Raw genomic sequence first — 21,455 nt, 5'->3', positions numbered from 1 at the left:
TTTGACCCCGCCCCCACTGCTGCCTTGATGCGTCCTCTCGACTTGCTGTCTGTCTTTAACGCCCAGCCCGGCGCGACCCTGTTGCTATCCTCGGGCTGGGTGATACTGGGTGCCAGCGACGACTACTTGGCCGCTACCCTGACCCAGCGGGATGTGATTGTGGGGCAATATATTTTCGAGGCTTTTCCTGACAACCCCAACACACCCGAGGCCAACGCCGTGGCGAACGTGCGCGCCTCCCTGCAGCAGGTGCTGACCACCAAACGGCCGCACGAAATGGCGCCGCAGCACTACGATGTGCCTGACCGCACGCAGTCGGGCCGATTTGTTGAGCGCCACTGGCAGCCGCGCCATACGCCCGTGCTCGATGCGCAGGGGGAAGTGCAGTTCATCCTGCAATCCGTGCAAGACATCACTGCCAGCCATCAGGCCGAACGGCAGCTGCGGGAGAGCGTGGCCGCCGAGCAAGTGGCCCATGCCGTGGCCGAGCAGCAGCGCCAACGCTTTCGCGAGGTGCTCACGCAGATGCCCGCCTACATTGCCGTCTACCAGGGGCCGGACCACATCTACCAGTTCGTCAACCCCGCCTACCAGAGCCTGTTTCCGCACCGCTCCTTCCTAGGAAAGCCGTTTCGCGAGGGAATCCCAGAGTCCATTGAAATGGGAGTAGTCGCCTTGTTTGACCAAGTGTATAGGACCGGGAAGCCCGTTTACCTGCACGAAATGGAAGGCTGGTTTGACTTTCACGGCAACGGGCAACCAGTGCAGGTCTTTCTTAACATCTCCCTGCACCCGCTGCGCGACGTGCAAGGCCACATTGATGGCGTACTGGACTTCACGTACGACGTGAGCCAGCAGGTGCGCGCCCGCCAGCAAGTCGAACAGTTCAACCAGGAGTTGGAAACCCGCGTGCAGGAACGCACCCTGGAATTACGCGCCAGCAACGACGAGCTGCGGCGCACCAACGCGGACCTGGACACTTTTGTCTACACGGCCTCGCACGACCTTAAAGCGCCGATTATCAACATTGAGGGCCTGTTGCTGGCCCTGCACGAGGCGTTGCCGGACGAGGTGCAACATACGGAAGCGGTGGCGGAGCTGCTGCGTATGCTGCAGGACACGGTCGGCCGCTTCCGCTTCACCATTACCCAGCTCACCGATCTGGTGCGCTTGCAGCAGAGCCAGGATGGCCCGACCGAATCGGTGGCGTTGGAGCCCCTGCTGACGTCGGTCTGCCACGACCTGGCCACCGAGATCCAGGCGGCCGGGGCCACTGTGCACGTGCACGTACCGGCCGACCTACGGGTCACTTTCATCCCGGCCAACCTGCGCTCCATTGCCTACAACTTGCTTAGCAACGCCGTGAAATACCACGCGCCGGAGCGGCCGGCCCAGGTCCGGGTGCGGGCCGAGCAGCAAGCCGGCGCGGTAACGCTGGCCGTGCAAGATAATGGCCTTGGGTTGGACCAGACGCAGCAAGGGCGCTTATTCCAGGTATTTCAACGCCTGCACACCCACGTCGAAGGGGCAGGCGTCGGCCTCTACATGATTAAGCGCTTGATTGAGAATGGGGGTGCCGCCATTAACGTAAGCAGCGAGCCCGGCGTGGGTACCACGTTCACCGTGACGTTCCGTGCCTAGCGTGCGCCTATCTTGTATCTCTGCGCGCTAGGTGAGTCACTTAAATTATGGCCTCAAGATTGGTCTCGATTTAAGTGACTCACCGTTTCTAAGCTGGATTATCCATCTGAGAGAAAGGCGTATCTAAGGGGGCGTAAGCAGGGATGCGAACAATTGCCAAGGGCGAATTTCGGACCGAACTTTTAATTATAACCATATTTACCCATCGCATTCCGGCTTGTTCTACCTCCAATTCCTGTATGGCAAAACGTTACTTTCTACACGCCTTCTTCTGTTTCATTTGCCTGCCCGGGCTGGCCCAGCGGCCCAAGCCGGCAGCTGTCAGCTTACCGCCGGCCGACACCGTGTATTTTGACCGTGATTGGGAGCGCACCGAGACCCTGGAAGAGGTTTCCTATGCTCGGATTGCCCGCCATGATGCTGCCGGCAAAACGGTGGGCACCGTGCGCGACTACTTCTATCCTTCCTGGAAAAAGCAGTGGGAAGGAAAAATGGCCAGTGAAGCCCCGGACAAGCCCACCGGGCTGTGCTGCGGCTGGCACGAAAACGGCCAGATGAGTTTCCGCGGAACGTACGTGAATGGCCTACAACAAGCTGATTTTCGCAGTTGGCATGAGGACGGCCGCGAAATCAAGTGTACATCCGTGCTGCAGGACGCGCTGCCCCTGAGCACAGCTTCCATCCACTGCAGCAACTGCATGCACACCAGCCGGAAAGTATTCACGGTAGATCTGCCGGTCGGCACGGTCGGCATTATCTATAAGCTGGACGTGCGCGACGAAGGCCAGCCTCCTATTTCCTGGTCAACGGCACTGGCGGTGGCAGCCGTAGCCGGCAGTGGAGGAACCGCGGCCCCCGCCCTGTTGAGCACCGCGGCCACGGCCCTGACCAAGCAAGGCAACAATGCTCCACCCACGGTTAGCACCAAGTGCCACTGGTACATTACCCCCGACGAGCGCGCGGCTCAGCAGTTTCTCGCTACCAAGGGCACCATTACCCGGGACAAAGTGTGCTTTCGGGCAGCAGAAAATACCCCCCAGGAAACCCGCCCCCTTGCGTTGCCGGCCGGTACCCGTCGCCTCTACGTGTGCGTGAACAATGACAACTATACCACCGATGCTACTGCTACGCTCAGCGTAACGGCACTGCTACAGTCCTGTCAATAAAGGTTTCCACCCCTTGCCTGCATTCAGTGGGTAAGGGGGTACCAGCACCGGTTTTTTCCTTACTCGACAGACTGCCGTGCGGCCCCGGGCGGTCCACGTAGTGTTGAGTTACCTGCTCACCATTCTGAGTAGATAGTTGCAGTGCATCGAGGCGGGGCTCCAACTGCTGCCAACCATTGGTTATCTCTGCCCTTGATACGTTGGCCTCCCGTGCAGCCAGCCTACACAATACATTTTCAAGCTGTTTGATCTTCATATAGGGAAGGGTCAATAGTAAGGAGAGTACGCGGAAAAGGAAGCCTGCTATAGAGCTACTCGCGTTACGCTCCCTTCCCGGTTGCCTAACGATAAACTATGCAACAAATTCCGGGGATGGTGTATCCGATACCAGACCTGCCTGCGCTAATTGCCACCGCAGGTAGACCGGCTTACAAGCCCTGGCCTCAACAGCCGACGCACCCGAAGCCGGACCGGTGAACTGGTTTGCTTTGGCAAGCGTCCCTCTGTGGTTAATCTTCTAACTTTATACAGCTTATAGCAGGTGGAGTAGCTACAGTCCGTAGGGATATGGACCTTTCAAGCGCAGGGAGAATGCAGGGTGTAGTATGAGCGGCTAGTAGAGTATGCCATGTTCGGGTTGCACGGGCGCGGGCACCTGCTGTTCGCCCAGCATCTGGCGCAGGTCAATCTCGATGGTGCGGCAGAGCGCCGTCATGGGCACGTCGTTCATGCGATTCTCAAACGGATCCTCACTGATGTGGCCCACCAGCTCAATGGTGATGAACACCCAGGATACCAGCACGGAGAACGGCACGGTCAGCCAGTAGTGGCCATGGCCCAGCTTCTCGAATTCGCCCAGCAAGCCCAGGGGCAGCAGGGCAATAAAGAGCCAGACGAACACCAGGCTGGAAAAAGCATACTGCCGGGGAAACGGTGTGTTTTTGATGCGCTCACAGCCGCCCTGCAGGTTGGTCATCTCGCGTAACTCTTCACACAAAGTTCTCAGCTGCAACTCACTGAACAGCCCTTCGGCCTCGCGCAGGGCCTGCGTTTGCCGCAGCAGCAGCTGAGCGGGTGGATTGGCCAGCCGCTGCAGCTGGGTGGCCTCGGCCGGGTCGAGCAGCGGCGCCACCTCCGCCTGCCAGCGCTCAGGCTGACGGCGCAGGTGCAGATGCAAGGCATTGACCCAGGCCAGCTGCCGGTACACCAACTGCCGCTGAAACGCCAGCTGCGCCAGCGTAGTCGTCACCAGGTTGGCTGGCCCAGCACCAGCATCGTCCAGCTGCGACTGCGGTTGACAATGCCGCCCCACAGCTGGCGGGCTTCGGAAAAGCGGCTGTAGGAACTGCTGTTCTTGAAGCCCACGTAGAACGACACGGCCACGCCCACGATGCTGACCAGCTGCCAGGGCACGTCCAGCCAATGCCAGTGCAGCGGGCCGTAGAGCACGGCCAAGAGCAGATCGTAAGTCAGGAAAAGGAGCACGTCCTTCCAGGAATGGCGCCAGATAACGCGCCAATGAATGTGCTTGCGAATGTACATAATGGGGTAAATCAGCCGCGCCAGGATAGACCACTCGAGTAGCGGCTCAGGAGGCAGCGGGCAAAGCAACGCTCTTGAGGGGCCCTTTGCTAGTAATGAAAGGTCAGGCCGGCGCCCCAGCCATACTGGTTATCGTAGTTGGTGCTCAGCGAGGCGTACTTGCTGACCATATAGCGGAAGCCGAGCGTAAACTCCCGGTCCGTGTTGCCCCGGATGTCCATGAACACATTATTACTCAGGGGCAAATCCCGGCGCTCGAGTTGCAGACGCACCTGACCAGTCAGATCAGAGCGTAACTCTGCGCGTACAAGTAGAGGGAGCAGATAGTACACGCCGAGTTCGGTTTGCCGGCGGAAATTGATGTTGTTGTCTCGAGGACGGCCTTTTTCCAGGGCCGACCCACGTAACGTCTTGTTGTCCCGAAAATCATAGCCCACGAAGGCCGCCCAGAATTGCCGCTTATCGAGGTAGCGCAGCAAGTGGGTTTCGGTTTCGTAGTTCCCCAGGTAGTTGACCCGGCCCTCGAATTCCAGCGCGTTGCGGTTATTGGAAAGATTGCCTTCCAGGAAGGCCCCCTGAGAGTGGATCGATAAATCGAGCCAGGGGTAGACCGCATTGTCCTCGCGCTTAAGCATCTTGTAGTTCCCCTTCGCGTACTCGTTCTGGGGGCTGGCGTCGTAGCTAATGATGCGGGCCATGCCGGCCATCATGTGGTAGAGGATGTGGCAGTGGAAAAACCAGTCCTGGTACTCGTTGGCCTCAAATTCGATAGTCACCGTGCCCATGGCCGGGATGTCGAAGGTGTGCTTCATGGGCGAGTAAGCGCCCTGGGCATTGACTAAACGAAAGAAGTGCCCGTGCAGGTGCAGCGGGTGGCGCATCATGGTCAGGTTGGTGAAGGTCATGCGCACGTTCTCACCCCGGCGAATGGGAATTTTGTCGGCTTCCGACAAGGTTTTGTTGTCAAACGACCAGATGTAGCGCAGCATGTTGCCGGTGAGCGTAAGCTTGATGTCGCGCCACTGCCGGGTAGAATCCAGGGTGGTCGGATTCAGGGCCCGCAGCTGGTTGTAGTTAAAGTCGCCGCCCGCGCCCCCCATGCTCATGCCGGCCATTCCACCGCCCATGTCCATGCCGGCCATACTACCCATGTCCTGCATATTGCCCATGCTCTTACCGCTCTTTTCCTGCATGTTCATGGGCCGGTTTTGGGGAGAGGGGGCCGTGCTGGCAGGCATGGTGCCGTTTTTCATATCCATCCCTTTCATAGAGGGGTCCGCGGGCTGCGTAGACTGCCGGCCAGCCGGCATGTTCATGTCTTTCATCTCCCCACTGCCCCCTTTCATATCCATGCCCTTCATGCCGCCATTAGGGTCCATCTGGCCGTTGCCGCCCGTGTCCATACCGGTCATATTACCCATGCTGCCCATTTCCCGCATCATCTGGAAGTAGTTAATGCGCGGCAAATCGGGCGCTTTCATCGGCTCGCCGGTCCCAAAGAAGCTGGACGAGTAGCCCGTGATGTCGTTGGCGGTGGCCCGCAGTTCGGCCGCGCCCGCGGGTGGAATGGTCACCAGTAGGTCGTAGGTTTCGGCCGTGGCAATTTCAAGCTTGCTGACGGGGAAAGGCTCCACGTTGATGCCATCGGCGGCGATGACCTGCATGGGGCCGCCGGCATACTGCAGGTAGAAGTAGGAGGAGGCGCTGCCGTTAATGACGCGCAGGCGCACCACTTCCCCGGGCTTGGCGTCAGGGTAGTAGCTCTGCTCGCGGCCATTGGTGAGGAACTTGTTATAGTAGATGTCGGTGAGGTCCATGGCCGGCATGCGGCCCCACTCCTGCCGGACTTTGTCCTTGAAATAGCCGGCCGCAACAGCCTCGCCGTAGCTTTGCGTGGCGCCTTTCTGCACGGCAAACCACTCGCCGGCCCGCTTGAGGTAGCGCAGCACTTCCTTGGGTGGGTGGTCGGTCCAGTCGGAGAGCAGGAGCACGTACTCCTTGAGCTCGTACTTCACCTGCTTGGGCTGAATGACGATGGAGCCGTACAGCCCGTTCTGCTCCTGCAGCATGGTATGGGAGTGGTACCAATAGGTGCCGCTCTGGATCAGCGGAAACGTGAAGGTGTGCATGCCGCCCGGCTCAATAGGGGCCGTGTTAAGGTAGGGCACCCCGTCCTGGTCGTTAGGCAGCAGCAGCCCATGCCAGTGAATGCTGGTTTCCACGCTCATCTGGTTGTGTACCCGGATGATAGCCGTGTCGCCCTCAGTGAAGCGCAGCGTGGGGGCCGGAATCTGCCCGTTGATGGCAATAGCCAGGCGGGTTTTGCCGGTGTAGCTTACCTCCCGCTCATCCACGTACAGGTCATATTCGACCCGGTGGCCGGCGTGGCCCGTGCGGGGCGCCACCACGTGGCCCCGCAGGTCCTGATCCGGGGGTGGGGTGGCCGGGCCATTGGCGGCCTTGCTTTTGGGCATGGCCTGGTGCTGGGGCGTTTGGGCGGCCAGGGAAAGCGAACCAAGCAGAAAGAGTAGAAGGGCAAATAATCTCATCGGGTCGCTACTGGTTAGCATGCTTGGGTTTGTTCCGGGCGGGGTTGTTGTCCTCGAAGCGGAACTTGTCCAGGGGGTTGGTGGGCATGCGCATGCCCGGCATCGGGCCCATGGCGGGCATGGGCTGGCCTTTTTCCATACCGGGCATATCGCTCATGTTGTCCATTGGCGGCGTGGCTTGCTTGGGCTGCTTTGAACCCGGCGCCTTCATGCCCGGCATATCGGCCATGGTGCCCATGCCCGCCATGCCGGATGGGGCTTTGGCTGGCTTTTTGGCACCTGATTTCGGCGGGCTCATGCCGGGCATATTCTCCATCCCGGGCATATCGTTCATGGGTTTCTGCCGGGCCGGGCGGCTCCTATCCATGCCCGCGGGCATGGGCTGAGTCATCTTTTCAGCGGGCATGCGCATGCCCGGCATGTCCGGCATGGTGCTGTTAGCGGGGGCTGGCGGACCAGCCGGCTGGCGGCCGGGCATAGCCCTGTTGTCCATCGCGCCCGGGGCCGTGCGGCTGTCCTTGCTGGTGGAGGCGGGCCCGTTCATATCCATGCCGGGCATATCAGCAGAACCCGGGGCCGCGAGTGGGTTGGGTGAAGCGGGAGCCTGGTTCGCGTTGTGGTCGTTGCCCCCTGCCGCCTCGTTGTGCGTATCGGCCTCCATCTCCATAGCGGGCATGGCTTCCCCGCCCCCATGGCCGTGGCTTTTATCGAGCAGGCGGCCCTGCGGCCCCACGCCCTCGACGTACACCAGCTGCGCCCCACGGTGCCCAGCCACCGACAATACCCCGGCCGTGGCGACGGCCGACACCAGCACCAGGATTTCGTAGGCCCGCCGCTGAATCTTGAAAAACGTGCCGACACCGGTCAGCAGCAAGGTAATGCCGGAAAGCCACAGGGTGTAGCCCGCGAACTTTTCGTGGGCTTCAAAAACGGCGGCGGCCCGGGGTGCCAGACCCATGGGCATGGCATGAAACACGGTGCTGGCGGCCAGAGCTCCCAGAAAGCCGCCGGCCATCACGGCCATGGTAATCCACTTCACCGGTGGCCAGTCCTTGTACACGTTCAGCGCCTGCAGGCCCGCGCTGAGCAGCAGCAGGACAATAGGTAGATGCACCACCAGGGGGTGCAGGTTGGGAAAATCTGAGAACATAGAGGCAGGCAAAGAATTGAACAGCAGAAAACCGCCGAAAGAGCGGAGCTCTTTCCGGATTCCCGGCGCCGCAACATTTTCCTGTAGTGCAGCGCCGCTCTTTCCCGGCCACGACGAAGCAAATCAGGGAAGTCGTGTTGCTGTGCCAGCAGGCTAGCAGGATGAGGCCGGCAATTCGCTTTACGCAGAGTGGCCGGGGGCATGTTTGCTGCTATTGCGCGCGCAGCCTACATAATTTCCATGCTTTCCGGTGCTAGGAACCCCGGAAACCAAAAACGCCCGGCAGAACCGGGCGTTTTACGTGCAGACAACGAAGGCGCTTAAGCAGCAGCGATGTTAAAGCCGGCTTTCTCAACGGCCTGAACCACTTGCTCCGCCGTGAGCTGGTCGGAGGTGACGGTGAGAATCTTGTCGGGGCTAGTCGTGTCCACTTGCCAGTTACCCACGCCAGCTTCTTGGTTCAGGGTCGGCGTAACGGCTTTAATGCAGCCGCCGCAGTTGATGTTGGTCTTGAATTGCAGAGTTTTCATGGGAAGAAGAAGTAAGGTCGCCGAGCTAGTCGGTACTGGGTGTACAACGCACAAAAATAGACCCCAGTGCGGCGCCAGGGGTACAGAATTGCGCTTCGGGCTTATATGATTTGTTTGCCCGTTCCCTGCATGTTGCCCCGCAAGCAGCACTGAAAATGCTACTACGGCCTCCTCCCAGCCTACCGAAAAGTAATCGGGGCTGTGAGCGCCCTAGCAGCAGAACAAAGCCAGGGCTATATAGGTCTACAGCTGACCGCTAGCAAGGCAGGTGGCATACACGATTACTATGCATTGCTTACATAATTTCAAGAGAGTAGGCGTCAAAAAAGCCAGCCTGTACGAAACAAGCTGGCCCTAATGATATAGCCCCTATTACGCCGTAACGCTCAGGCCCTGGCGACAAGCCTGCTCGCAGCGACGGCAGGCTTCCGCGCACTCGCGGCAGTGCTGCATATGCGCGGCGTGCTTTTCGCATTCGTCACCGCAGGCCTTGCAGATGTCGGCGCATTCGCGCAGCAAATGCTGGGCGTGCTCGGAGCCGCGGGCTACGAAGCGGGCCGTAAGGGCGCAGATGTCGGCGCAGTCACGGTCCAACTGAATACAGCGGGCCATCATTTTGACGTCCTGCTCGCTCAGGCAAGCGGTAGCACAGTGCTCGCAGGAGTTGACACAAGCGTAGAGGGCAGCAAGGAGGCTTTGATTTTGAGAATGCATGGGGTCTGAAAGTAAGGTGGATGATAGTACTCACCGGTTTACTCCCCACCGCGGCGTGTGTTGTGCACGATTGGCCTGCCTGGGCTGCATAATTTGCACCGTTAGCCATTTTCGGAGCCCATCTTCCACCCTCTGGCACCTTTGATAGCCAAGTTGGTGGCCCTAACAGATGGGTGCCTGGCTGAGCCTAAGTCGCCAACAGGTATTTGCGCGTCAGCTGCTCAATCCGAGCGGTGGAATACTTCACCGTCTCCAGCACCTTGGCCGTGGTTAGTTCGAAGATGAACGCCTCGACCACGACTAGGCGGGGCGCCCGGCGGTGGCGCTGCTGGTAGCGCCGGGCGAAATTGACTTTGAACTCTTCCACCAGGTAACGGGCTGCCAAGGCCCAACAATAGGCTAGCAGCAGGTTTCTTTCCTGGTCGGCAAAGACCTTCATGGTGGTGCCCTCCGCCCCGATTCCCAGCGAAACCCGCAGCTCTGTTTCCAGGGCCGGCACCTGCGGGATTTGGTAACTAAACACCAGCACGTACTGGTTGATGAAGAGCAGGTAAGGGTTTTGCTTTTCCAGGTGCAGGAAAACTGCGTTGCGGCCGCTGTTCTCCCCGGGCTTATAGTAGCCGATAAACAGGTTCTCGGCCACTGGCCGCGCCAGGCAATTGCGCTCGGTGTCCGCCTCTGATTCGGCCAGGATGGCATTCACAATCCCATGCAGGACTGCGCGTTGCCCCATGTCCAGTTGAAAGTGGTTGAAGTTCGTGACGGCGCAGCGGTAAATAACCGACAGCCAGAAATAGTGCGCGATGCACACCTGCTGCGGGCTGAGCGGCTTGCCAGTAGCCAGCCGGCTGGCCACCTTTTGCTTGTGGAGCGACTCGAAGAAGGACAGCTTTTTTTCGCAGGCAACGCAGAAAATGTGGTCGGCAACGTACGGATTGGGCTCTTTTTCAATCTCTTCGTCGGTTAACTGCCGGCCAATGGTTTGCTGCACCGCTTCCGGCAGCACGCGCCGGCCAAAGTACGCGGCCGAGCCTTCGCCCCCCAGCTGGAAGTTCTGTTCCATGTCGCGCCCCTTGGCCCCATCGTTGTACATGGACTCCAGCACGGAATGAGGAATGATGTGGGAGCCGGTGGCGTCGGCTTCCCGCAGGCTACAAATCAGGCAAAGCATAAGCAATGGTAAAGGAGTGAATTAGCAGCAAGGTAAACCGCCTTTCTCTGAGTCGGCGGCTCCTTACCCAGCGTAACAGCCCCTTGACCCGCCTCGTTAATTAGGAGGCGTCGCAGCATCCCGCACGCCCGCTAAGTGCTCTCGCCGGTACTCGCTTGGCGAAGTGCCCGTCTCGCGCTGAAACTGTCGGGACAGGTGCCCCAGATTGCTGTAACCCAACTCCCGCGCCACGCGGCCCACGGGCAGGGTGCCCTCGCGCAGCAGGCGCCGGGCCTCTTCCACGCGTTGCCGGATGACGTACTGTTCCAGGCTCAGTCCTTCGGTGGCCGAAAACACGTCGCTCAGGTAGGCAAAGCGTCGCTGCAACCGGTCGCTCAGCAGTCGGGAGAAGTGTCCGCTACGTAGCGCGGCGGGCTCCTTACGCAGCAGCTCGGCAATTACTTCCTTGATTTGCACTACGAGGCGCTGCTGGGGGGAGAGCCGGTCGAGCAAGGCAAAGCCTTCCGCTTCCAGACGCTGCTGCAGTCGGGCCCAGTCAATGACCTGCTGGGTGCCCAGCAGTTCCACTTCCCCCAGTTCCACGCGCAACGGCACCAGGCCCAACTCCACGAGGAGTTCGCGCACCACCAGGATGCACTTTGAGCAGACCATATGCCGGACGTACAGGAGCGTAGTGGCCATGGGACAAGTGCTACAGGGCCGGGGACAAATCGTTTTGGTCGCCCGGGGGCGTGAGCGGCTGCGCATCCAGTTCTTGGGGGTGCTCGTCGAGACCCACTTCCCGGTGAGCGGCGAAGTACTGGGCCAGGGCTTTCTCCCCTACCAGCCAGAACACCACCGGCGTCACGATGATGTCGAGAAAGGTAGACGAGAGCAGCCCACCGAGAATGACCGTAGCTACCGGATACAGGATTTCCTTGCCCGGCGCGTCCTTGGCCAGGGTAAGCGGCACCAGGGCCAATGCGGCCACCAGGGCCGTCATCAGCACCGGCACCAAACGCTCCAGCGAGCCGCGGACGATCATCTTTGTACCGAAGGTCTCGCCCTCATGCTCCACCAGGTGGATATAGTGCGAAATCATCATGATGCCGTTGCGCGAGGCAATACCGGTAAGGGTGATAAAGCCTACCAAGGAGGCAATACTGAACGTGCCCCCAGTGAGCAGCACCGCCACCACCGAGCCAATCAGGGCCAGGGGGATGTTGAGCATGATCTGCCCTACCATGTAGGTGGACTTGAAGTGCGAGTAGAGTACCAGGAAGATGCCGGCCAAGGAAAATAAGCTCAGCCAGAGAATCTTTTGGGAAGCCGACTGCTGGCTTTCAAACTGTCCCCCGTAGGTTAGATAGTAGCCCGGGGGCAGCTTCACTTGCTGATTGACCTTGGCTTGAATCTCCTTCACCGTGGACCCCAGGTCCCGCCCGGCCACGTTCAGGGAGATGGTAATGCGGCGCTGGGTATTCTCGTGGTTGACGGTGTTGGGTCCCGGCTCGTAGACGACTTCCGCTACCTGGCTGACCGGAATCATGGCTCCGGAAGGGGTTTCGATGCGAGTCTGGCTGATGGCGGCAATGTCATTGCGCTGGGCTTCCGGCAGCTTCACCACCAGGTCAAAGCGCTTCTGCCCGTCGAGCATCTGCGAGACGACGGCGCCTTGGAACAGGGTTTCCAGGTCGCGCACCACTTCGCCCCGGGCCATGCCGTAAGCCCGCAGGGCCTCGTCCTTGGGTCGGATCAGCAGTTGCGGAATCTGCACCTGCTTTTCCACCTGTAGGTCCACCACGCCCGGCACGGTAGCGGCCGCCGTGCGGATTTCATTGGCGTAGCGGCGCAGCTCCAGCAAATCATTGCCGAACACCTTGATGGCCACCTGGGCGCGCACGCCCGACAAGAGGTGATCAAGGCGGTGCGAGATGGGCTGGCCGATGTTCACGTTGACGCCCGTGATCAGACTGAGCTTCTGGCGCATATCGGCCAGAATCTCGTCCCGGCTGCGCATGGTCTTGCCCTCTTTCTCCAGCTCTTCCTCGGTTTTGAAGGCCACCTCGATTTCCGAGTTGTTCACCGACTCGGCGTGCTCATCGAGCTCGGCGCGGCCGGTGCGGCGGGCAGTGTAGGCCACTTCCGGAATCTTGAGCATTTGCTCCTCACCCAGCGTGCCCAACCGGTTGCTTTCCGTCAGCGACGTGCCAGCCGGGGCCGAGAAGTTAACCGTCAACGAGCCTTCGTTGAAAGGCGGCAGAAACTCCGTGCCGAAGAAAGGCACCATGGCCGCGGCCATGACAAAGAGCAAGGCCGTGGAGGTCAGGATGAGTTTAGGGTGGGTCAGGCCCCAAGTAAGCAGGCGAGTATCCTTCTTTTTCAGCCAGCGCACCAGTGGACCATCCGTTTCGGGGTGGTCCATCTGCTTCATCTTCGGCAGTAGGTAGTAACATAGCACCGGCGTGACGGTGAGCGACACGAACAGCGAAGCCACGATGCTGGTGATGTAGGCAATGCCCAAGGGCGCAAAGATTCGTCCTTCCATGCCTTCCAGCGCAAACAGCGGCAGGAACACCAGCACCACGATGATGGTGGCGTACACGATGGAGTTGCGTACCTCCGATGAGGCCGCATAGATAACCTTGAGTACCGGCTGGGGAGTGGCCCGTTGCCGGTTTTCACGCAGGCGGCGGTATACGTTCTCCACGTCCACGATGGCATCGTCCACGAGCTCGCCGATGGCGATGGCCAGCCCGCCCAACGTCATGGTGTTGATGGAGATGCCCGCCAGGCGAAACACCAGCGCCGTCACGAGCAGCGATAACGGAATGGCCACCAACGAAATAAAGGTGGTGCGCACATTCAGCAGGAAAGCGAACAGCACGATGACCACGAGAATGGACCCGTCGCGCAGGGCTTCTTCCACGTTGGTAATCGAGGAGTCAATAAACTCCGACTGCTTAAACAGGCGGGTATTTACCTGCACATCCTTGGGCAAAGAGGGCTTGAGCTCCGTCAGTGCCTTTTCCACGGCCTGCGTGAGGCCTACGGTGGCCGCACCCGGCTGCTTCTCAATGCTCAGGATGACGGCGGGCTTACCGTTTACGCTGCCGTCGCCGCGCTTGAAGCGAGCCCCGAACTCCACCTGGGCAATATCAGCCACCCGGACCGGGGACTGGTCGCGGTAGCCCACGATGATGTTCTCGATGTCCTTGACCGAGCGCAGGCGGCCCAGGTTGCGGATGAGCACCTCCGAGCCATTACGGTCGAAGAAGTTGCCCGTGGTATTCAGGTTGGACTGGCGCAAGGCTTCCTCCACCTGGTTTACCGTCAGGCCGGTGGCATTTAGCCGGGGCATGTCTAGCAGCACCTGGTACTGCAGGTTGTCGCCCCCAATGGGAATCACCTGGGCCACGCCCGGAATGCTGAGCAGGCGCTGGCGCACGGTGTAGTTGGCCAGGGTGCGCAAATCGGCCGCATTAGTTTCTTTTCCGCCCGAAAGGCCGACGAGCATAATCTGGCCCATGACCGAGGAAATGGGCCCCAGCACGGGCGTAACGCCCTGGGGCAGCTGCTCGCCGGTGGTCTGGAGCTTTTCACTCACGATCTGGCGGGCCGTGAAAATATCGGTGCCGTAGTCGAACTCCACGAACACCATGCCCAGGCCGATGGCCGAGTTGGAGCGCACCGCCGACACGCCGGTGGCTCCGTTCAGGGCCGTTTCCACCGGCAGTGTCACCAGGGCCTCCACTTCCTCGGGCGCCATGCCCGGGGCTTCTAAGAATACCGTCACGCGAGGACGGTCCAGGTCGGGCAGCACGTCCACGGGCAGCTGGCCCGCGGTGTAGGTGCCGGCAATGAGCAGGCCCAGGGCGAAGGCCAGCATCAGCAGGCGGTTCTGCAGGGCAAAGCGAATTATCTGATCGAGCATCGGTTGTTAGCGCAAAAAAGGAAGAAGCGAGGGGGCCGGAAGGCCCCTCCCCTCCCGGAATCGGCAGCGTCCCGGACAAGTAGCCCAGGCCCACCGGACTGCTTATTTTTTAGGACGGGGGGTGCGAGCCGAGGAGTGGGTGCTCATAATCTGCCACTGGCCGGCGGCGTTTTTGCGCAGCACCGACGTGGCCACCCCGCGGCGGACAACAGGCGCCTTGGCCTGCTTATCCTGGGGGCCGTTCTTGAGACTGATCGTGTAGGTGTAAGTCTCCGTCGCGAAGGCGTAGGGACCGTCGACCTGCACGGCGGCCTTGTAGTCGCTAAAGGTGAAGGCGCTGAACTCTTTCAACTCCGGCCCCAGATGGTGCTCGGCATAGTGGCGGTAGGTGCCTTCCACCCCGCCCGACTCAAACACCTGGGAGTTAGGTGCGAACAGGCGGTGGGTGCCCGTCGTATCGAGTTTTTGCACGGCCTGCTGGTACTTGGTCAGCACCATTTTCACGGCGGCCTCATCGGCAGCGGAGCCGGCGGCGGGGGCCGTCTGGGCCTGTGCCGTGGCGGCGGTAAGGATCAGTAGGGCAAGCAAAGCGGCAAAGGCAAAGCGATTTTTCATGGCAAGCGGACGGAGCGTGAGGCCACCGGGTAGGGGGCACTATTGGTTGAGGTAAATGGACTTGAGCTGGTAAGTGCCGGCGGTCACTACCCGGTCATTTTCGTTGACCTGGCCTTGCAGCAGTACCGTTTGCTGCCCGTTGACCGCTCCCGGCTGCACAAAGCGAATCTTAAAGTGCTCGGGCTCGGTGTGCACGAACACGACGGGTTTGCCATTGAGGTCGGTGATAGCGGAAGTGGGTACTACCAGCTGGGGCCGGCCCCCACCCGTCTGACCTACGACCTGCACGTTCACCGCTTGGCCCGCGCGGTAGGCACTACTCTCGGTAGCGTCCAGCTCCAGCACCAATTGGCGGGCCTGGTTCACGGGGTTCACCACGTTGGAGAACACCACGAGCCGGGCCGATACACCGGCCTGCCCCTGCAGGCCTTCCACGCGGAACTGCGCGCCGGGCGTGATCTTAGCCAAGTCCTGGGCAAACACCTGAGCTTCCACCCGCAGCTTACCCGGGTTCAATACCCGCAGCAGCTCGTCGCCCTGGTTTACCTGCTGGCCCACGGCCAGGTTGAATACGTCCACCGTCCCACTCACCGGCGAGGTAATGGATATTCGGCGCTGCTGACCCTGCCCGTTGTAAATGCTGGCGTTCTGCCGGGCCTGGCGCAGGCGAAGCTCGGCCGCCACCACGTCCTTGCGGGCCGCGATGTCGGCGATGCTCTGCAGCCGGGCATAGTCTTGTTGGGCGGCGCGCAATTCGGCCTGGGCATTAGCCCGCTCGGTGCTGAGTCCAATCTGCTGGGTAGCATCCAGGGTTTGCTCGATAACGGCCAGCGTCTGCCCGGCCCGCACGGATTGGCCCACTTGCGCCGAGAGGCTCACGATGCGCCCCCCCTGGGGCACGACGACTCGCCCTTCGCCCCCGGCTGCCGCCGATACCGTGCCGTAGAGCGTGGCCCGGCTATAGGTGGTGGAGTACTCGGCCAGGTTGGTCCGTACCTGAAACAGAAACTGACTTTCTTTGGGCAGCAATACCTCATCGGTCAAGGCCACGCCGGTGCTGGCTTTGGCTTCGCCACCGTGGTCTTCACCCCCGTGCGCCTGTACCGTACCCGGCGGAGGCAACAGCACGGTCAATCCGAAGCCAGCTGCGGCTGTGGCCGCCAGGAATTTATAGTGGGTCTTCATATCCTGAATGATTAAGAAATGGGCGTGCGGTGGCGGGCAGTCAAAGCCGGCTCCGAAGTGTGCAGCACTGAATCCGGGGATTGGCGCCGGCGGCGCAGCAGCAACGCTGTCAGGGCGATGCCGAGCACGAAGGCGCCCACCACGGCCAGGATGGTTTTCCAGGAGGAAAAAAGCGATGGGGTCGCAGTGGGAGTGGCAGCCGCCACCGGCAGCTTCTCCCCTACCTTGATACCTTCCAGCAGCAGTAAGTCCGCTTTGTCGCCAACCACAATGTTGGCCGCAAAGCTGTAGGTCTTGTTGGCGGGGAACTGGCCTTCCACCAGGTACACCCCCGGCTCCTGTTCGGTCACCGCCCACTTCAGGTTGGCATCTTCCGGGTTGGTAAGCGTGAGCTTGGCGCCTTGGAGAGGGACGTTGGTGGCGTAGTCGGAGAGGAACAGGCGCAGGTCAGCCGGCTTGCCCCCTTCCAGCGGCTCGTAGCGCAGCAGCGCCTCAAACTGTTCCGAGAGCGCGGCGACGGAAAACGACGTGGCCCCGGCTGGCGTCGATGCTTTGGCGCCGTCGCCGTGGTCTTCGCCCCCGTGAGCGGAGGCGGAGGCGCTTAGCAGCAGGCCCAGCAGCAGAATCAGGAGTTGTTTCATGAGGATTGACGGTTATTCGCCCCGCAGGTAGTTAAGCTCGACCAAAGCCTGGCGGTAGTCGCGGATGGTGGTCAGGTAGGTATTCTGAATGGCGAACGCCTGGTTCAGGCTCAAAATCAGCTGTAGGTAGCTGACTTCCCCGGCGCGGAACAGGCGCTGGGATTGGCTGATAATGGCCTGTGACTGGGGCAGACCGGTTTGTTCGTAGTAGCCCAGCGAGGCCGCAAACTTGCGCGAGTCAGCTAGGGCCTGCTGGTACTGTCCACTCAACTCCAGCCGCTGGGCCTGGAGCTGATAGTTGGCGGCCTGGGAGCGAGCCGTAGCCGCCTGCAGCTGCGAGCGGTAGGTCCAGAACCAGATGGGAACCGATACCCCAAACTGGAAGCGGTAGCGAGTAGGCGAATAATCGTACCCCTGATTCTGATAGCCCACCGTCAGAGCCGGTGTGCGCCGGGCTCGAACTAAGCTGATGCCCGACTGGCTCAAGGCCACGTTCTGGGTGGCAGCCGCCAGCGTAGGGCTGCGTACCAGGGCGGTGCTGTCTTCGGCGGGCAGACTGCTGAGCAGCGCCCCACCCACCTGCCCCAGTTCGGGGCCGGTGCGGCGCAGGTCGGTGGTGGTGGTCAGGGCCGCAGTGGGTTGGCCCAACAGCAAGCCCAGGCGGCGCTGGGCGGCGCGCTGGTCGGCAGTCGCCTGCTGCAGCTGCACGGTCACCTGCCGCGCCTCGGCGTCGGTGCTGATGCGCTGCAGAGAGGTGACTTCGCCGGCGGCGAACAGGCGCTCGGTGGCCACGCGCAGGGCGCGAAACAGGCTGTCCTGATAGGTAAGCTGTCGCACCTGCGCCTCGGCAAACTGCAGGCTGAGGTAGGCCAGGCGGGTATCGCGCAGCACGCTGGCCCGGCTCACCTCGCGGTTGCGTTCGGCCAGGGTAATACCTGCCTGGGCCACCTGGCGCTGGCGCCGGTAGACGTTAGGCAAGTCGATGGTTTGTACTACGCCGGGGGCCCACATTTCCCCCGTGGGCGCCGAGAACAGAAAGTCCGGGTTGGCGGGTGCGAAAGAGCCCCGTTTGAGCGCGCGCTGCTCCTCGATTTCGCGATCAGACTGCCGCAGCCGTGGGTGCCGCCGCAACGTGAGGGCTTCGGCGCTGTCGAGGCTGATGGCGGTTTGGGCCCGCGCGTCTTCTAGGAGCAACCCAATCAGCGCCAGCACCAGCAGCCCTTGCGCTGCCCATTTCAGGTTTAGAAACTTCATATTGTCAGGTTAGAGCCCGTCATGGGGCCGCCCACCGTTGCAGCGGCGAGCGGCCCGAGACGGAGAGGGTTCGGACGCCGGGCGTCCGAGAAGCAGGCTCCGCCTAGGCCTTTTTCACGAGGGCCATGCCGCACTTTGGGCAGGTGCCAGGCTCCGAGCTGGCGCTGCCTTCGCACTTCATGGGGCACTCGTAAGCGGCGCCAACCGCCTTGCTACCCTGAGCCCCCGCATCGAGCTTGTCGAAGCGGGTGTTAATGGCTTTGCCATCGGCTTTCAGGCTGACGATGGCCGTGCGTACTTTCGTCCCGGCGGGCAGTTTGGCCACCAGGTGGTCGGTACCACCAGCTACCAGCGTCACGGTCATAGTTTTGTTGTCGGTGGTTTGCACCATCACCGTGCCCGAGAGCGACTTACTGGGCACGGAGGCATTTTTATCGGCCAACAGGTAGATGTGCAGTTCGCCGGGGTGGGGCACCAACTCCATGTGGTAGGGGTTGGCCGTGCGTACTACGCCGCCGTGCGGAGCAACGTGGGCGTGGGTTTCGCCGGGTGCGGTGTGGGCGTCCGGTTTGCCACCGGCGTGCGAGTGCTGGGCCCGTGAGGCCAGAGGAAACAGGATTAGGAGAGCGGCGGCCGTCAGGGAAATGCTGAAAAGCTTCATGGAAAAAGAATATCGAATGGGCAGTGGGGAACAATGAGCTAGCCGGCAACAGGCTTCTTTAGCCAATACCGCCGGCTACCCGGATTACATTTTGTCGGCGTTTTTGCCGTGCCAGGCCTTGAATTCGGCGATTTCCTTCTGCTGGGCATCAATCATCATCTGCGCCATCTCCTTGAGTTTGGTATCCTTGCCATGGGCCACCTCGGCTTTGGCCATGTCCACGGCGCTTTGGTGGTGCACCGTCATCATCATGTTGAAGTTCATGTCCGGGTCGGCCACCATGCTGGGCAGGTTCTGCATCATACCGTCCATGGAGGCCTTCATCTTGCTGGTGAAGGGGTCGGTCGGATCCAGTGGCTTGTAGTTATTGGGGGCGGAGTCCAGCCGCTCAGCAATGGGCTCCAGCTCACTGATTTCCTTTTGCTGATCGGCCTTGATCTTCTCGGCCATTTGCCGCATGGTGGCGTCCTTACCGTCGCGCAGCTCGAGGTCGGCCATGGCCAGGGCACCTTTGTGGTGCTCCAGCATCATGTGGGCAAAATCGTGGTCGGTGTTGCCCTTCATCTTCATGGCGTCCATTTTGGCCATCATATCGTTCATGGCCATCAGCATGGGAGAGTCACTGGTTGAGGTCTCACTGCGCATCTTGGAATGATCCATGCCCGCCATCGCACCGGAACCCGCTGAGGCATCGGTAGTGGCGGTTTCCATGGTGCTTTCCGTGGCGGCAGTGGTGGCATCAGCTTTCTCATTGTTGCAGCTGCTCAACAGCAACGCGGAACAGAGGGTGGCGAGGAAAAAAGTGGTTTTTTTCATGGGGTTGGATGGTTTGTAAAAAGGGAACTAAACAGGGATGCCTCAGCTAGCGGCCGTGCCCTTCACGTTGATAGTGAAGTCGCCGGTATGGATCTTACCGCCGTGGTTGAACTGCAGGAAGACGCGGTAGAGGCCGGGAGCTTCGAAGTTGGTGTTGAAGCCGATCCGCGGGCCTTTGTCGGCTTGGTCATTGGGATGCACGTGCAGGTAGCGCTCCGTGTCCTGGCTAATGACCACCACGTGGCCAAGGGCACCGAGGTAGTTGTCCAGGTCAGTGACCGGCTGGCCGTCCTTTTGGATGGTGATGCTCATGCCCAGCAGCTGACCCGTGGTGAGCGGCTTGTCAAAGGAAAGCGTGGCCTGGTAGCCGTCCTGCTCCCACTGCATGTCATCATTTTTGAACGTTACCGGGGCGTACTTCGGGCCCTGCACCGTGATGGGCTGGCGGCCCAGCTGGTGGCCGGCTCCCGTGGGCGTGTAGTCCTGAAACAGCACGTAGTCGCCGCCCTTGGGAAAGGTGTAGGTGACCTGATAGTTGCCCTGGGCAGTATAGTCGGGGTGTTCGTGGTAGAACTGGCCCAGGTCCTTGCTGACGATGATCAGGTGAATTTTCTTTTCGTGCACCAGGGCCAGGGGCACGGGCGCGACCTCGTTGCCGACTTCCTGGGGGGTGAAGACGAGCTGCGAGGGCTGCCCGGCCGTGAGTTGCATGGGCTGCGGCTCAAACTTCATGGCGTAGGCTTTGCCGTTGCCGGCCGCCTGATCGTTGTGTTCGAGCTTCATGCCGCACTTGGGGCAAGTCTCCCCGGCCTTGGTGCTGGTCACCTCGGGGTGCATGGGGCAGGCATAGGTGTGGCCGGCGCCGTGATCCGCCCCGGCGCCGGCTGGCGCATCCGTGGGCGTGGTTACGGTGTTGGTGGCACTACTCGACTCGGTTTCGGAAGAGCAGCCGGCCATGGTCAGGACGCTGGCCAGGGCCAGCAGCGAAAGGGGTACGCGATGCATGGGGGAGGAAATGAGTGATGAAAAGGGGGGGCGCTTCTCAAGGCGGCCCAGGGCTCCAGCCAGTGCTTAGGCCTGCCACTGCTGCCAGAGCACGAAGCCCAGCGTGGCGGCCAGCACGGCGTAGAGCAAGTAGGAGAGCAGGCGACGGCCCGGCCCTCGGCGGGGCGGCGTACCAGCTTCTTCGCAACAACTCTTCATTGCCGGGAGGAAAAAACCAGGAAGAAAAAGGGGAAGGGGCGCGGCCGGACCACGCGCGACGGGCAAACGAAAAGGCCCGCCCCGGACATAGCACAGCTATGCCGGCGCGAGCCTTAGCGCGTCGGAAAAATCAGACAGTCAGCGACTGGATGAAAATGCGGATGTCGGGTATTTTGGGCTTTAATTGCCGCCGCGCCACCAGCAGCACGGGACGCGAACGGTCCCACTGCTGAAAGCGGAACACGACGGTCAGGGGTGCTGGCGGCAGAGCCACCGGCATGAACGCCATTTTCTCAATTCCCGCCTTGGGCGGATGCGCCAGCGAGGCCCACACGGTTGCGGCATCATCCTGGCAGCAGGCACCCTTAGGGCCGTGCTGGTGCGAGGTCCCGGAAGCGGGGGCTTTGCGCTCGTCGTGGTGGTGAGCCGCCGTCGCGTTGAGGCCAGCCCCATGGGAATGGGGCGCCTGGTGCTTGGACGACGCTGGCTGCGGGTGCTCATGCGCCGGCGTGCCGGCCGGGTGCTTGTGCGACGCCATGGCTTGAGCCGGGGCCGCTGGCATTACCAACGCACAGAAGACCTGCCCAAAGAACACGTTGAGGAAGACCACCAGTAAGGAGGTCGCCATCGCGCGTCGGGAATGGGTCTGGAGTCGGAACATTGGTACAGGTCAACTGCAAAATTATGGGAAAGGTTTACATAGT

General features: G+C 61.1%; 20 protein-coding genes. 2 read left to right on the top strand and 18 right to left on the bottom strand.

The features are described 5' to 3' along the window. Positions 1–27: 27 nt before the first annotated feature. Both FGZ14_RS20530 and FGZ14_RS20525 read left to right on the top strand, forming a co-directional pair. Positions 28–1,641, top strand: a complete 1,614-nt coding sequence (locus FGZ14_RS20530) for a PAS domain-containing protein (protein WP_139926213.1) — start codon at positions 28–30, stop codon at positions 1,639–1,641. A 239-nt stretch (positions 1,642–1,880) separates the two neighbouring features. Further along, positions 1,881–2,807: a toxin-antitoxin system YwqK family antitoxin gene (locus FGZ14_RS20525; RefSeq protein WP_139926211.1), complete on the top strand. Its 927-nt coding sequence runs from the start codon at positions 1,881–1,883 to the stop codon at positions 2,805–2,807. Positions 2,808–3,420: 613 nt separating this feature from the next. Here FGZ14_RS20525 and FGZ14_RS20520 read toward each other — a convergent pair. From FGZ14_RS20520 to FGZ14_RS20445, 18 genes are all read right to left on the bottom strand, one after another. Continuing rightward, positions 3,421–4,056, bottom strand: a complete 636-nt coding sequence (locus FGZ14_RS20520) for a bestrophin family protein (protein ID WP_257883440.1) — start codon at positions 4,054–4,056, stop codon at positions 3,421–3,423. Next, a complete protein-coding gene (locus FGZ14_RS22175; RefSeq protein ID WP_257883439.1) occupies positions 4,053–4,349 on the bottom strand; it encodes a bestrophin family protein in 297 nt (98 codons plus the stop codon). The genes FGZ14_RS20520 and FGZ14_RS22175 overlap by 4 nt, the downstream gene beginning before the upstream one ends. 89 nt (positions 4,350–4,438) lie before the next feature. Beyond that, on the bottom strand, positions 4,439–6,898 hold the full coding sequence (locus FGZ14_RS20515; RefSeq protein WP_139926208.1) for a multicopper oxidase domain-containing protein: 2,460 nt from the start codon (positions 6,896–6,898) through the stop codon (positions 4,439–4,441). Between the two features lie 7 nt (positions 6,899–6,905). Further along, complete coding sequence (locus FGZ14_RS20510) at positions 6,906–8,048, bottom strand: DUF2231 domain-containing protein (RefSeq protein WP_139926207.1); 1,143 nt, start codon at positions 8,046–8,048, stop codon at positions 6,906–6,908. Between the two features lie 320 nt (positions 8,049–8,368). Further along, positions 8,369–8,578 carry a heavy-metal-associated domain-containing protein gene (locus FGZ14_RS20505; protein WP_044019248.1) on the bottom strand — a complete coding sequence of 70 codons (210 nt, stop codon included), beginning with the start codon at positions 8,576–8,578 and terminating at the stop codon, positions 8,369–8,371. A 372-nt stretch (positions 8,579–8,950) separates the two neighbouring features. Then, positions 8,951–9,292, bottom strand: a complete 342-nt coding sequence (locus FGZ14_RS20500; RefSeq protein WP_139926205.1) for a four-helix bundle copper-binding protein — start codon at positions 9,290–9,292, stop codon at positions 8,951–8,953. A gap of 187 nt (positions 9,293–9,479) precedes the next feature. Beyond that, positions 9,480–10,463 carry a hypothetical protein gene (locus tag FGZ14_RS20495; protein ID WP_139926203.1) on the bottom strand — a complete coding sequence of 328 codons (984 nt, stop codon included), beginning with the start codon at positions 10,461–10,463 and terminating at the stop codon, positions 9,480–9,482. Positions 10,464–10,559: 96 nt separating this feature from the next. Then, positions 10,560–11,144: a helix-turn-helix domain-containing protein gene (locus FGZ14_RS20490; protein WP_180754655.1), complete on the bottom strand. Its 585-nt coding sequence runs from the start codon at positions 11,142–11,144 to the stop codon at positions 10,560–10,562. Between the two features lie 10 nt (positions 11,145–11,154). Beyond that, complete coding sequence (locus FGZ14_RS20485) at positions 11,155–14,376, bottom strand: efflux RND transporter permease subunit (RefSeq protein WP_139926200.1); 3,222 nt, start codon at positions 14,374–14,376, stop codon at positions 11,155–11,157. A 102-nt stretch (positions 14,377–14,478) separates the two neighbouring features. Next, positions 14,479–14,991 carry a DUF4440 domain-containing protein gene (locus tag FGZ14_RS20480; protein ID WP_135437009.1) on the bottom strand — a complete coding sequence of 171 codons (513 nt, stop codon included), beginning with the start codon at positions 14,989–14,991 and terminating at the stop codon, positions 14,479–14,481. Positions 14,992–15,030: 39 nt separating this feature from the next. Then, positions 15,031–16,176, bottom strand: a complete 1,146-nt coding sequence (locus tag FGZ14_RS20475) for an efflux RND transporter periplasmic adaptor subunit (protein ID WP_135437010.1) — start codon at positions 16,174–16,176, stop codon at positions 15,031–15,033. Between the two features lie 11 nt (positions 16,177–16,187). Next, positions 16,188–16,817 (bottom strand): hypothetical protein, encoded by a 630-nt coding sequence (locus tag FGZ14_RS20470; RefSeq protein ID WP_044019242.1) that lies wholly within the window; start codon positions 16,815–16,817, stop codon positions 16,188–16,190. 12 nt (positions 16,818–16,829) lie between these two features. Next, positions 16,830–18,071: a TolC family protein gene (locus tag FGZ14_RS20465; protein ID WP_139926198.1), complete on the bottom strand. Its 1,242-nt coding sequence runs from the start codon at positions 18,069–18,071 to the stop codon at positions 16,830–16,832. Positions 18,072–18,174: 103 nt separating this feature from the next. After that, the gene (locus FGZ14_RS20460; protein WP_139926197.1) at positions 18,175–18,732 is read right to left on the bottom strand and encodes a heavy metal-binding domain-containing protein; all 558 of its coding nucleotides are present in this window, start codon (positions 18,730–18,732) and stop codon (positions 18,175–18,177) included. A gap of 84 nt (positions 18,733–18,816) precedes the next feature. Further along, the gene (locus tag FGZ14_RS20455; RefSeq protein ID WP_139926195.1) at positions 18,817–19,548 is read right to left on the bottom strand and encodes a DUF305 domain-containing protein; all 732 of its coding nucleotides are present in this window, start codon (positions 19,546–19,548) and stop codon (positions 18,817–18,819) included. Between the two features lie 42 nt (positions 19,549–19,590). After that, positions 19,591–20,553 carry a heavy metal-binding domain-containing protein gene (locus FGZ14_RS20450; RefSeq protein ID WP_139926193.1) on the bottom strand — a complete coding sequence of 321 codons (963 nt, stop codon included), beginning with the start codon at positions 20,551–20,553 and terminating at the stop codon, positions 19,591–19,593. Between the two features lie 66 nt (positions 20,554–20,619). Beyond that, positions 20,620–20,751, bottom strand: coding sequence for a hypothetical protein (locus tag FGZ14_RS22170; RefSeq protein WP_257883438.1), 132 nt, complete (start codon positions 20,749–20,751; stop codon positions 20,620–20,622). A gap of 130 nt (positions 20,752–20,881) precedes the next feature. Beyond that, positions 20,882–21,379, bottom strand: a complete 498-nt coding sequence (locus FGZ14_RS20445; protein WP_139926192.1) for a hypothetical protein — start codon at positions 21,377–21,379, stop codon at positions 20,882–20,884. Positions 21,380–21,455: the final 76 nt, after the last annotated feature.

Origin of the sequence: Hymenobacter sp. DG01, assembly GCF_006352025.1 — a bacterium.
In the GTDB taxonomy this organism is placed as follows: Bacteria; Bacteroidota; Bacteroidia; order Cytophagales; family Hymenobacteraceae; genus Hymenobacter.
Note: the sequence above shows the minus strand (reverse complement) of the source record. Positions and strands in the feature narration are given on the sequence as shown.

Excerpts from the sequence above, each read along its gene's own strand:
- FGZ14_RS20530 (WP_139926213.1), top strand. The coding sequence starts at position 28 with ATGCGTCCTCTCGACTTGCTGTCTGTCTTTAACGCCCAGCCCGGCGCG.
- FGZ14_RS20525 (WP_139926211.1), top strand. The coding sequence starts at position 1,881 with ATGGCAAAACGTTACTTTCTACACGCCTTCTTCTGTTTCATTTGCCTG.
- FGZ14_RS22175 (WP_257883439.1), bottom strand. The coding sequence starts at position 4,349 with ATGTACATTCGCAAGCACATTCATTGGCGCGTTATCTGGCGCCATTCC.
- FGZ14_RS20515 (WP_139926208.1), bottom strand. The coding sequence starts at position 6,898 with ATGAGATTATTTGCCCTTCTACTCTTTCTGCTTGGTTCGCTTTCCCTG.
- FGZ14_RS20510 (WP_139926207.1), bottom strand. The coding sequence starts at position 8,048 with ATGTTCTCAGATTTTCCCAACCTGCACCCCCTGGTGGTGCATCTACCT.
- FGZ14_RS20505 (WP_044019248.1), bottom strand. The coding sequence starts at position 8,578 with ATGAAAACTCTGCAATTCAAGACCAACATCAACTGCGGCGGCTGCATT.
- FGZ14_RS20500 (WP_139926205.1), bottom strand. The coding sequence starts at position 9,292 with ATGCATTCTCAAAATCAAAGCCTCCTTGCTGCCCTCTACGCTTGTGTC.
- FGZ14_RS20495 (WP_139926203.1), bottom strand. The coding sequence starts at position 10,463 with ATGCTTTGCCTGATTTGTAGCCTGCGGGAAGCCGACGCCACCGGCTCC.
- FGZ14_RS20490 (WP_180754655.1), bottom strand. The coding sequence starts at position 11,144 with ATGGCCACTACGCTCCTGTACGTCCGGCATATGGTCTGCTCAAAGTGC.
- FGZ14_RS20485 (WP_139926200.1), bottom strand. The coding sequence starts at position 14,376 with ATGCTCGATCAGATAATTCGCTTTGCCCTGCAGAACCGCCTGCTGATG.
- FGZ14_RS20480 (WP_135437009.1), bottom strand. The coding sequence starts at position 14,991 with ATGAAAAATCGCTTTGCCTTTGCCGCTTTGCTTGCCCTACTGATCCTT.
- FGZ14_RS20475 (WP_135437010.1), bottom strand. The coding sequence starts at position 16,176 with ATGAAGACCCACTATAAATTCCTGGCGGCCACAGCCGCAGCTGGCTTC.
- FGZ14_RS20470 (WP_044019242.1), bottom strand. The coding sequence starts at position 16,817 with ATGAAACAACTCCTGATTCTGCTGCTGGGCCTGCTGCTAAGCGCCTCC.
- FGZ14_RS20465 (WP_139926198.1), bottom strand. The coding sequence starts at position 18,071 with ATGAAGTTTCTAAACCTGAAATGGGCAGCGCAAGGGCTGCTGGTGCTG.
- FGZ14_RS20460 (WP_139926197.1), bottom strand. The coding sequence starts at position 18,732 with ATGAAGCTTTTCAGCATTTCCCTGACGGCCGCCGCTCTCCTAATCCTG.
- FGZ14_RS20455 (WP_139926195.1), bottom strand. The coding sequence starts at position 19,548 with ATGAAAAAAACCACTTTTTTCCTCGCCACCCTCTGTTCCGCGTTGCTG.
- FGZ14_RS20450 (WP_139926193.1), bottom strand. The coding sequence starts at position 20,553 with ATGCATCGCGTACCCCTTTCGCTGCTGGCCCTGGCCAGCGTCCTGACC.
- FGZ14_RS22170 (WP_257883438.1), bottom strand. The coding sequence starts at position 20,751 with ATGAAGAGTTGTTGCGAAGAAGCTGGTACGCCGCCCCGCCGAGGGCCG.
- FGZ14_RS20445 (WP_139926192.1), bottom strand. The coding sequence starts at position 21,379 with ATGGCGACCTCCTTACTGGTGGTCTTCCTCAACGTGTTCTTTGGGCAG.